Annotated in this window: 11 protein-coding genes; 7 read left to right on the plus strand and 4 right to left on the minus strand. The window is 68.7% G+C overall.

What is annotated here, in order from left to right:
- The 7 genes from atpA to VGD44_RS01185 form a co-directional block, all read left to right on the plus strand.
- On the plus strand, positions 1–919 hold a 919-nt coding region (gene atpA, locus VGD44_RS01155; protein WP_331083007.1), incomplete at its 5' end, for a F0F1 ATP synthase subunit alpha.
- 8 nt (positions 920–927) lie between these two features.
- Entirely contained in the window at positions 928–1,560 is a 633-nt protein-coding gene (locus tag VGD44_RS01160) for a pseudaminic acid biosynthesis-associated methylase (protein WP_331083009.1), read from the plus strand.
- Between the two features lie 9 nt (positions 1,561–1,569).
- Positions 1,570–2,442 carry a F0F1 ATP synthase subunit gamma gene (locus VGD44_RS01165; RefSeq protein WP_331083011.1) on the plus strand — a complete coding sequence of 291 codons (873 nt, stop codon included), beginning with the start codon at positions 1,570–1,572 and terminating at the stop codon, positions 2,440–2,442.
- 13 nt (positions 2,443–2,455) lie between these two features.
- A complete protein-coding gene (gene atpD, locus VGD44_RS01170) occupies positions 2,456–4,006 on the plus strand; it encodes a F0F1 ATP synthase subunit beta (protein WP_331083013.1) in 1,551 nt (516 codons plus the stop codon).
- Between the two features lie 6 nt (positions 4,007–4,012).
- On the plus strand, positions 4,013–4,276 hold the full coding sequence (locus tag VGD44_RS01175) for an ATP synthase F1 subunit epsilon (RefSeq protein ID WP_331083015.1): 264 nt from the start codon (positions 4,013–4,015) through the stop codon (positions 4,274–4,276).
- A 99-nt stretch (positions 4,277–4,375) separates the two neighbouring features.
- Complete coding sequence (locus VGD44_RS01180; RefSeq protein ID WP_331083017.1) at positions 4,376–5,074, plus strand: hypothetical protein; 699 nt, start codon at positions 4,376–4,378, stop codon at positions 5,072–5,074.
- The gene (locus VGD44_RS01185; RefSeq protein WP_331083018.1) at positions 5,074–5,325 is read left to right on the plus strand and encodes a CBU_0592 family membrane protein; all 252 of its coding nucleotides are present in this window, start codon (positions 5,074–5,076) and stop codon (positions 5,323–5,325) included. Before VGD44_RS01180 ends, VGD44_RS01185 begins: the two co-directional genes overlap by 1 nt.
- On the opposite strand, the gene VGD44_RS01190 is transcribed toward VGD44_RS01185, so the two are convergent.
- The 4 genes from VGD44_RS01190 to VGD44_RS01205 all read right to left on the minus strand — a co-directional run bounded on the left by VGD44_RS01190 (position 5,322) and on the right by VGD44_RS01205 (position 9,389).
- Complete coding sequence (locus VGD44_RS01190) at positions 5,322–6,074, minus strand: alpha/beta hydrolase (RefSeq protein WP_331083020.1); 753 nt, start codon at positions 6,072–6,074, stop codon at positions 5,322–5,324. The genes VGD44_RS01185 and VGD44_RS01190 overlap by 4 nt on opposite strands.
- A 73-nt stretch (positions 6,075–6,147) precedes the next feature.
- Complete coding sequence (locus VGD44_RS01195) at positions 6,148–6,636, minus strand: RNA pyrophosphohydrolase (RefSeq protein WP_331083022.1); 489 nt, start codon at positions 6,634–6,636, stop codon at positions 6,148–6,150.
- Positions 6,633–7,751, minus strand: coding sequence for a divergent polysaccharide deacetylase family protein (locus VGD44_RS01200; RefSeq protein ID WP_331083024.1), 1,119 nt, complete (start codon positions 7,749–7,751; stop codon positions 6,633–6,635). The genes VGD44_RS01195 and VGD44_RS01200 overlap by 4 nt, the downstream gene beginning before the upstream one ends.
- Before the next feature lie 246 nt (positions 7,752–7,997).
- Positions 7,998–9,389: a S41 family peptidase gene (locus VGD44_RS01205; protein WP_331083026.1), complete on the minus strand. Its 1,392-nt coding sequence runs from the start codon at positions 9,387–9,389 to the stop codon at positions 7,998–8,000.
- Positions 9,390–9,627 lie beyond the last annotated feature (238 nt).

A 9,627-nucleotide genomic window follows, 5' to 3' on the forward strand; every position in this document is an offset into this window, starting at 1 on the left:
CGTCGCCATCGGCCAGAAGCGCTCGACGGTGGCCCAGATCGTGAAGACGCTCGAGGAGCGCGGCGCCCTGGACTACACGATCGTCGTGTCCGCCACGGCCTCCGAGCCGGCGCCGCTGCAGTTCCTGGCCCCCTTCGCGGGTTGCGCCATGGGCGAGTGGTTCCGCGACAACGGGATGCACGCCGTCATCATCTACGACGACCTTTCCAAGCAGGCCGTCGCCTACCGCCAGATGTCGCTGCTGCTGCGCCGCCCGCCGGGCCGCGAAGCTTATCCGGGCGACGTGTTCTATCTGCATAGCCGCCTGCTGGAGCGCGCGGCGAAGCTGAACGAGGACAACGGCTCGGGCTCGCTGACCGCCCTGCCGCTCATCGAGACCCAGGCCAACGACGTGTCGGCCTACATCCCGACCAACGTGATCTCGATCACCGACGGCCAGATCTTCCTCGAGACCGACCTGTTCTTCCAGGGCATCCGCCCCGCCGTGAACGTGGGTATCTCGGTGAGCCGCGTGGGCTCGTCGGCCCAGATCAAGGCGATGAAGGCCGCGTCCGGCCCGATCAAGGGCGAGCTCGCCCAGTACCGGGAAATGGCCGCCTTCGCGAAGTTCGGCTCGGACCTCGACGCCGCCACCCAGCGCATGCTGGCGCGCGGCGAGCGCCTGACCGAGCTCCTGAAGCAGCCGCAGTACGCGCCGCTGGCCGTCGAGGAGCAGGTGGCGGTGATCTACGCCGGCACCCGCGGCTACCTCGACAAGATCGCGACCGCGCAGGTTGGCCGCTTCGAGCGCGAGCTGCTTTCGCACCTGCACGCCAAGCACCAGGACCTGCTGGACGAGATCCGCACGAAGAAGGACCTCGGCCCGGTGGAAGACCGCCTGAAGTCGGTCCTGGCCGCCTTCGCGGACACCTTCGCCTAAGGATTTCGATGGCGGCGGATCAACCCAAAGCGCTGGGCGCCTGGTCGGGCGAGTTCGGCGATCGGTATACGGAGCGCAACGCCCGTACGACCGACGCCGTCCGCGGCCGCACGCGCATCTGGGGCGAGGTGTTCCGCCGAATCGTCGGCGACATGCCGGCGTCCGCCCTGGAAGTGGGCCCGAACCTGGGCCTCAACCTGCAGGGCATCCAGGCGCTGGCGCCGATGGAACTGTGGGGCATCGAGCCGAACCCGGCCGCGCGCACGCGCCTGGTCGAGGACGGGATCCTGCCCGCGGACCGCGTGATCGAGGGCTTCGGCCACAAGATCCCGCTGGCCGACAATGCGGTGGAGCTCGCCTTCACCTGCGGCGTGCTGATCCACGTGGACCCCAGTCTGCTGGAGCAGACGGTCCGCGAGATTCATCGCGTGTCGTCGAAGTACGTGTTCTGCGCCGAGTATTTTTCGCCGAAGGCCGAGACCATCCAGTACCGGGGTGAGAGCGACCTTCTGTTCAAGAACGATTTCGGGTCGCTGTACCTGGATCTTTTTCCCGACCTGCGGCTGGTCGATTACGGGTTCTTCTGGAGAAGGACGACCGTGATGGACGACTGCACATGGTGGCTATTTAGGAAGGCCTGAGAGCGCGTAATGGCCAGCGTCAAGGAGATGCGCAATCGGATCGCTGCGGTGAAATCCACCCAGAAGATCACGAAGGCGATGCAGATGGTGGCGGCGGCGAAGCTGCGCAAAGCGCAGAACGCCGCCCAGGACTCGCGCCCCTATGCCCAGCGCATGGCGGCGGTGATCGCGAACCTCGCCGCCGGCGTCTCGGGCGACGGCGCGCCCAAGCTGCTGGTCGGCACGGGCTCGGACCAGCGTCACCTGGTGGTGATCGCCACCTCCGACCGCGGCCTGGCCGGCGGGTTCAACTCGTCGATCGTGCGCGCCGCGCGCCAGCACATCGACGGGCTGCTGGACGCGGGCAAGGACGTCAAGATCATCACCGCCGGCCGCAAGGCCCGCGACCAGCTGCGCCGGCTGCACGCCGCGCGCCTGGTCGAGACCTTCGAAGTCGGGGGCAACCCGTCCCTCGCCGTGGCCGAGACGGTGTCGGCCAAGATCCAGGACCTGTTCGAAGCCGGCGATGTCGACGTCGTCACGCTCTTCTTCAGCCAGTTCAAGTCGGTGGTCACCCAGACCCCGACAGCGCGCCAGTTGATCCCGGCCGAAGTGGCCGCCGGCGGCGCCACGATCGACCTGAAGGGCGCCGCCTACGAGTACGAGCCGGACGAGGCCACCATCCTGGCTGACCTCCTGCCGCGCAACATCACGACCCAGATCTTCTCCGCCATGCTGGAGAACCAGGCCGGGTTCTTCGCCGCCCAGATGACGGCGATGGACAACGCCACCCGCAATGCCGGCGACATGATCGCCAGCCTCACCCTGCAGATGAACCGAGCCCGCCAGGCGCAGATCACCAAGGAGCTGATCGAGATCATCTCCGGCGCCGAAGCGATCTAGTTGGAAGAGCACCATGTCTGAAGCCGCAACCGCCAAGAAGCCTGCCGCGAAGAAGCCCGCGGCGAAGAAGCCCGCCACCGCCACGACCCCCGCGAAGGCGACCGCCGCGAAGGCCGTCGCCACCGGCAAGCTGGTGCAGATCATCGGCGCCGTCGTCGACGTGGAGTTCGAAGGCCACCTGCCGGCGATCCAGAACGCGCTCGAGACCACCAACACCGACCAGCGGACCGGCGAGCCCTTCCGCCTGGTGCTGGAAGTGGCCCAGCACCTCGGCGAGAACACCGTGCGCGCCATCGCCATGGACACCACCGAGGGCCTGACCCGCGGCCAGCCCGTGGTCGACACCGGCAAGGCGATCATTGTGCCGGTGGGCCCCGCCTGCCTCGGCCGCATCATGAACGTGATCGGCGACCCCATCGACGAGGCCGGCCCGATCAACTCGGCGTTCAGCTCGCCGATCCACCGCGAGGCCCCTTCCTTCGCCGAGCAGTCGACCTCGGCCGAAGTGCTGGTCACGGGCATCAAGGTCATCGACCTGCTCTGCCCCTACACCAAGGGCGGCAAGATCGGCCTGTTCGGCGGCGCCGGCGTGGGCAAGACCGTGACCATGCAGGAGCTGATCAACAACATCGCCAAAGCCTACGGCGGTTACTCCGTGCTGGCCGGCGTGGGTGAGCGGACCCGCGAAGGGAACGACCTCTACCACGAGATGATCGAGTCCCACGTGAACGTGGACCCGCGCGCCAACAACGGCTCGACCGAAGGCTCCAAGTGCGCCCTGGTCTACGGCCAGATGAACGAACCCCCGGGCGCCCGCGCCCGCGTCGCCCTGACCGGCCTGGCCCAGGCGGAGTACTTCCGCGACCAGGAAGGCAAGGACGTGCTGCTGTTCATCGACAACATCTTCCGCTTCACCCAGGCCGGCTCGGAAGTGTCGGCGCTCTTGGGCCGCATCCCCTCGGCCGTGGGCTATCAGCCGACGCTGGCCACAGAGATGGGCAACCTGCAGGAGCGGATCACCTCGACCTCCAAGGGCTCGATCACCTCGGTGCAGGCCATCTACGTGCCCGCCGACGACCTGACCGACCCTGCGCCGGCCGCCTCGTTCGCCCACCTGGACGCGACGACCGTGCTCTCCCGCGACATCGCCGCCCAGGGCATCTTCCCGGCCGTGGACCCGCTGGACTCCACGTCGCGGATCATGGACCCGCTGGTGATCGGCGAGGAACACTATCAGGTCGCCCGCCGCGTGCAGGAGACGCTGCAGACCTACAAGCAGCTCAAGGACATCATCGCCATCCTGGGCATGGATGAGCTGTCGGAAGAGGACAAGCTGATCGTGGCCCGCGCCCGGAAGATCCAGCGCTTCCTGTCGCAGCCCTTCCACGTGGCCGAACAGTTCACCAACACGCCCGGCGTGCTGGTCAGCCTCGAAGACACTATCCGCTCGTTCAAGGCGCTGGTGGACGGCGAGTACGACCACCTGCCCGAGCCGGCGTTCTTCAACGTCGGCACGATCGAGGACGCGGTCCGCAAGGCCGAACAGCTGGCCGCGGAAGCCTAAGCCAAGATGGCCGACAAACTGCACTTCTCCCTGGTCTCGCCGGAACGGGAACTGTTCTCGGGCCAGGTCGACCAGGTGGACGCGCCGGGCTCCGAAGGCGACTTCGGGGTCCTGGCGGGCCATGCGCCGTTCATGACGGCGCTGAAGGAAGGCCCCGTGCGCGTGCACAACGACGGGACCGTGACGACCTACGAGGTCCGCGGCGGGTTCGCCGACGTGACGCCGGAAGGACTCACTATCCTTGCCGAACATGCGGTGGAAGCGGCCTAGACAAGGTCGAAATCACTGCCGTAAATTGGGCGCCGCAAGGCCTTGCCTAGGGCGCCGTGCTAAAGTTCATATGCCCGGCCGAAGTCAGGGGACCTCTAGATGCGTTTCGCCCTTTCCAGCCTGATCCTCGCCGCCGGTCTGGCGACCGCGGCTCATGCCCAGGAACCCACCGCTCAGCCCGCCCAGCCGGCTGCGCCGGCCGCCCAGGCGCCGGCCGCCACTCCGCCGGCTCCGGCCGCGGAGGCGCCGCCCGCGCCTCCAGCCACGGAGACCCCGCCGCCGGCCGCAGAGGCGCCGCCGCCTGCGCCGACGCTCCCCACCGCCGGCTACGGCTTCGAGGCCATCCAGGTTATCGAGAAGATCTGCATGCCGGCCGTTCGCGGCCAGAAGATCGAGGACCTCGCCAAGGCCCATGGCTTCAAGCTCAACCGTCGTGAGCAGACCTGGGCCAAGCCGTTCGGCGCCGAGGGCAAGGCCTACCAGGTGATCGTCTATCCGACCGGCTCGAACAAGTCGGTCTGCATGGTCGACCTGCGCTTCCCGATGGGCCAGGACGGCGAGATCGCCAAGGCGCTGAACGTCTGGTCGTTCGTGCACCAGCCGCCACTGGACCCGACCGCCAACTACACCCAGCCGCAGGATCCGGACGGCCTGAAGCGCGTCCGCCGCTCGTGGGAGTACCTGACGGCCAACCAGTCGATCGGGCTGAACTTCTCCACGGTCCGCAAGGCTGACGACACCCAGGTGAACAAGGCCTACGACCTGGCCACGATGCAGTACCAGGAACGCACGTTCTGATGAGCGTCACGGACGCCGCGGGCCTCCTCGGCGTCCTCATCATCCTGGTGGCCTACGCCGGGGCGGCGCTTGGGAAGATCGATCCCGAGAGGCCGCCCGCGCTTCTCTGCAACCTGATCGGCGCCTGCCTGATCCTGTGGTCGCTGCTGACCGACGATTTCAACCTGTCGGCCACGGTGATGGAGGCGGCTTGGGCGCTCGTGGCCATCGCGGGCCTCGTGCGCTGGGCGCTGAAGGCGCGCCACGGCTAGGCCTCGACCCGCGCCCGCTCCGCGAGCCAGGCCAGCGCCTGGGCCGCCACATCTTCCCAGCCCTCTTCGCCTATCAGCCAGTGGCTCATGCCGGGCAGGACGCGGAACTCGGCGCCGATGCGCTCGGCGGTCTGGCGCACGGTGATCACCGGATGGACCACGTCGCGGTCGCCCGCGAACACCAGGGAGGGCGCCGGGAGCGGGCCTGTCCCTACGCTGGTCGTCATGAAGGGGTCCAGCCACCAGTTCAGCACCTCGCGCACGGCGCGCCCGCTCTCGGGCCGCAGGCGGGCCAGGATGGCGTCGCGTCGCGGCTTCGGCGTGCGGTCCAGGCTGTGGTGGCGCATCAGGTGCCGGTCGGGCGTGACGCTTGAGGACCAGAAGGGGTCCACGAGGTGCACGCCGAAGGCGGTGACCGCCTCCTCGATCGACGAGCCGGCGATCCCCCACGGCGGCGAGGGCGCAAGCAGGACCACCGCCCGCGGGTCGATCTGGCGGGCCGCCATCTGGCAGACGAGCCCGCCCATGGAATGGCCCAGCAGCACCGGTCGCTCGGGCAGGTCTTCGCAGAACCGCACCAGGCCGCGCGCGTAGTCCGACATCGAAAGGCCCGCGACTGACCCGCCTTCGCCATGCCCCGGCAGGTCGGGCGTGAGCACGGTCCAGCCGGCGGCTTCGAACGGAACCCGGAAGGCTTCGAAGGCCCAGCCGGCGCAGAACGCGCCGTGCGTCATCACGATTGTGGGCATCTGTGCGTTGCTCCCCCCGGAGCCCCGGTGCGGACGCCAGTGTAACGCGAACCTGCCTGCCGCGGGGCCGAAATCAGGGTGCGCTCTTCGTCGCGGCGAAGGCGGCGAACGCCCGCGCAACGGTCTCGTAGGCCGACCGCTTGAAGGGCACGATCAGGTCCGGCGCTTCGGCGAGGTAGCCCCAGCGCCAGGCCTCGAACTCGGGCTCGCCGTGGCCTTCGAGGTCGAACTCGGCCTCGTCGCCGTCGAAGCGGAAGGCGAACCACACCTGCTTCTGGCCGCGGAAGCCGCGGCCGGCCTTCCGGCCCCGCAATTCGGGCGGATAGTCGTAGGTGATCCAGCCGTCCGTGCGGCCCAGGTAGCTGGCGCTCGACGCGCCCGTCTCCTCGGCCAGTTCGCGACGGGCCGCGGTCTCCAGGTCCTCGCCGGAATCCACGCCGCCCTGCGGGAACTGCCAGTTGTAGGGGCCGGACGTGTTGGTGCGCCGCCCCAGCCACACGCGGCCGTCAGGATGGAAAAGGACGACGCCGACGTTGGGTCGGTAGTCAGGCAGGTCGGTCATTTGACCCGGGTTAGAGCCGAAGCCGGCGCCAGTTGGTAGCCCCGCGCCTCTACTTCGTTGGCCCAGGCGGCGACCTTTTCAAGCGTGACAGGGTAGGCGAAGCCCGAGCCCAGGGCCTGGCCGCGCTGCAGCGCGCCGGCTTCGAGCGCCAGCAGCTGCTGGTCGATGGCCGATCCGGACAGCTTGTCGTCGATGACCCGCTCGGCCGTGGCCCGCGGCATGCCGCCGCCGCGTCGCGCGGCCGACCCGTCGTCGATGAACGCGAGGCCCCGGCCCTTCAGCGACGAGGCGAAGGCGGCGTAGGCCGGGTCCACCGCCAGGAACCGCGAGCCGAGATAGTTGGTGAGCCCGAAGTAGCCGGTGGCGCGCGAGAGGATCCATTCCAGGCGCTTCACCGTCTCGGGCGGCTGGCCGTCGGCCATCAGGGTGTACGGGCCGGAGTCGTTCTCGGGGTAGTCCACGGGCTCCATCGGAGCCTCGATCAGCACTTCGTGGCCACGCGCGCGGGCCATGTCGATCCAGCCCTGCAGACCCTCGGCGTAGATGCTGAAGGAGAGCGTGACCTCGGGCCGCAGCGTGTCGATCGCCTGGCGCGTCGCCCGGGCGTTCAACCCGAGGCCGCCGATGACGAGAGACACCTTGGGGCGGCCGTTGGCCTTGAAGGGCCGTGCATAGGCCTGGGCCGGCGTGCGGCCGTCCTGGGCGATGATCGGCAGCGGGCCGCCGGGACCGGGGGCGTAGAAGCCCGCGATGGGTGCGGCCGCCAGCGCGGAGCCGGCCATCGGTGGCGGGCCGCCGACGACTGCGTGTCCAGCGTCGCCGCCGGGGGCGAGCGGCCGTTCGGAGAGGCGGACGATGTCCTTGTACCGGTGCGGCGCCCCGTGGCTGGGCTTCAGCGCCTCGCGCCAGCCGGCCGGGGCGCCGCGCAGGTCGTTCTCCAGCGGGATCCGCACGCTGGTCGGTCCTCCGCCCATCGGGCCCAAGAGGTTGACGAGGGCGAGTATGCAGCCTGCGAACAGCACCGCTGCGCCCGAGAGGCCTACAGCGGGGCTCTTCATCAGGGCGCCCGCGTCGATCTTGGGCAGCTTGAACTGGGGTAGGGCGATGGCGGCCAAGGCAGGGGACTCCTCACCCTGGAGCCTGGGCGAACATGGTTAACGTTTTCCCTCCCTTGAGGGGGAGGGACAGCGCGCCGCAGGCGCGCAGGGTGAGGAGGTGTCGATCCTCACCGACCTCAGCATTCCGGCCCACACTGCCTCACCCTGGCCGCTCCCGCGGCCTGTCCCTCCCCATCAAGCCAGCGAAGGAAAAAGGGCGGCCCTTGCGGACCGCCCTTCACGTCTTTCGTCGGTGCGCGAAGCTTACTTCGGCGTCGCCGCCGGCTTGGCCTCGGCCACCTTGGCCTTGTTGACGATCTCGGCCATGCGCGCCGTGGGCTTGGGCAGCTTGGGCGTGGCGGCCACCGAGCCGAAGCGGAGCACGTCCTCGGCGCGGGCGATCTGGAAGTCCTTCTTCGCGGTGTCGAAGCTTTCCGGCGGCGCCTCGGCCGGCTCGTGGGCGCCCTTGCGGACCTTGCCCTCGTCGGCGTTCAGCGCGTTGCGGAAGGAGGCTTCCGAGAACTGGTAGGCGCGGTTGGCGATGGTCTGCGCCTCCTCGCGGGTCAGCGCCACTTCCAGGTCGGGCTCGATGCCCGTCTTCTGGATGGAGCGGCCGGCCGGCGTGTAGTAGCGCGCCGTGGTCAGCTTCAGGGCGCCGTCGATGCCGCCGCGCAGCGGGATAACGGTCTGCACCGAGCCCTTGCCGAAGCTGGTGGTGCCGACGAGCTCGGCGCGCTTGCGGTCCTGCAGGGCGCCCGCGACGATTTCCGCGGCCGAAGCCGAGCCCGAGTTGATCAGCACGACCATCGGCATGCCGCCGGTCATGTCGCCGGTGCGGGCGTTGTAGCGCTCGACGTCGCGCGGATCGCGGCCGCGCTGGCTGACGATCTCGCCGCCTTCCAGGAACAGGTCCGAGACGCCCACGGCCTGGTCGAGCAGCCCGCCGGGGTTGTTCCGCAGGTCGAGGATCAGGCCCTTGGCCTTGGGGTTCTTCGCCCGCATTTCGGCGAAGGCCGCCTCGGCCTCGTCGGTGGTCTTCTCGTTGAAGCTGGCGATGCGCAGGACGATGTTGTCGCCCTCGAGCCGCGCCGTGGCCGACTTCGGCTTGATGACCTCGCGGACCAGCTTCACGTCGAACGGGTCGGACTTCTCGCGCGCGATGGTGAGGCTGACCGCCTCGCCCGGACGACCGCGCATCTGCTTGACCGCCTCGGTGACCGTCAGGCCCAGCACGCTCTCGCCGTTCACGGCGGTGATGTAGTCGCCGGCCTTGATGCCGGCCTTGAACGCGGGCGTGCCGTCCATCGGCGAGATCACCTTGACCACGCCGTCTTCGCTGGTGACCTCGATGCCCAGGCCGCCGTACTCGCCGCGCGTCTGGTCGCGCATGTCGTCGAAGTCCTCGGGGTCGAGGTAGCCCGAGTGCGGGTCGAGCGAGGTCAGCATCCCGTCGATCGCCGACTGGATCAGCTTGGTGTCGTCCACCTCCGTCACGTATTGGTTCTCGACGGTGTTCAGCACGTCGCCGAACAGGCCGAGCATGCGGTAGGTCTTCGCCCGGGGCTGCGAGGAAGCGATAGCCTGCTGGCTCACGTAAGCCATGGATCCAGCGCCGAGAACGAACGCCGACGCGCCGATCAGGAGATACTTCTTCATAGCCAGGTTCAGGCTCCCTAAGCCGGGTGTTGCACCGCTATATCGACCGGACTGAAGCGACGGTTTTGAGGCCGCATCAGCCCGCTTTCTTGTTCAACCATCGCATCGGATCGACGGGTGAACCCTGTTCGCGGACCTCCAGATAGAGCTCCGATGACGATTGTCGACCATCGGGGGTCCATCCGACAGGCTGACTCTCCGCGACGGATTGTCCGACCTGAACCGACGTTCTCTCGAG

The organism is Phenylobacterium sp., assembly GCF_036402295.1.
In the GTDB taxonomy this organism is placed as follows: Bacteria; Pseudomonadota; Alphaproteobacteria; order Caulobacterales; family Caulobacteraceae; genus Phenylobacterium.

Bases quoted from the DNA above. Each gene is read 5' to 3' on its own strand.
- VGD44_RS01175 (WP_331083015.1), top strand. From the start codon at position 4,013: ATGGCCGACAAACTGCACTTCTCCCTGGTCTCGCCGGAACGGGAACTG.
- atpD (WP_331083013.1), top strand. From the start codon at position 2,456: ATGTCTGAAGCCGCAACCGCCAAGAAGCCTGCCGCGAAGAAGCCCGCG.
- VGD44_RS01165 (WP_331083011.1), top strand. From the start codon at position 1,570: ATGGCCAGCGTCAAGGAGATGCGCAATCGGATCGCTGCGGTGAAATCC.
- VGD44_RS01180 (WP_331083017.1), top strand. From the start codon at position 4,376: ATGCGTTTCGCCCTTTCCAGCCTGATCCTCGCCGCCGGTCTGGCGACC.
- VGD44_RS01205 (WP_331083026.1), bottom strand. From the start codon at position 9,389: ATGAAGAAGTATCTCCTGATCGGCGCGTCGGCGTTCGTTCTCGGCGCT.
- VGD44_RS01195 (WP_331083022.1), bottom strand. From the start codon at position 6,636: ATGACCGACCTGCCTGACTACCGACCCAACGTCGGCGTCGTCCTTTTC.
- VGD44_RS01185 (WP_331083018.1), top strand. From the start codon at position 5,074: ATGAGCGTCACGGACGCCGCGGGCCTCCTCGGCGTCCTCATCATCCTG.
- VGD44_RS01190 (WP_331083020.1), bottom strand. From the start codon at position 6,074: ATGCCCACAATCGTGATGACGCACGGCGCGTTCTGCGCCGGCTGGGCC.
- VGD44_RS01160 (WP_331083009.1), top strand. From the start codon at position 928: ATGGCGGCGGATCAACCCAAAGCGCTGGGCGCCTGGTCGGGCGAGTTC.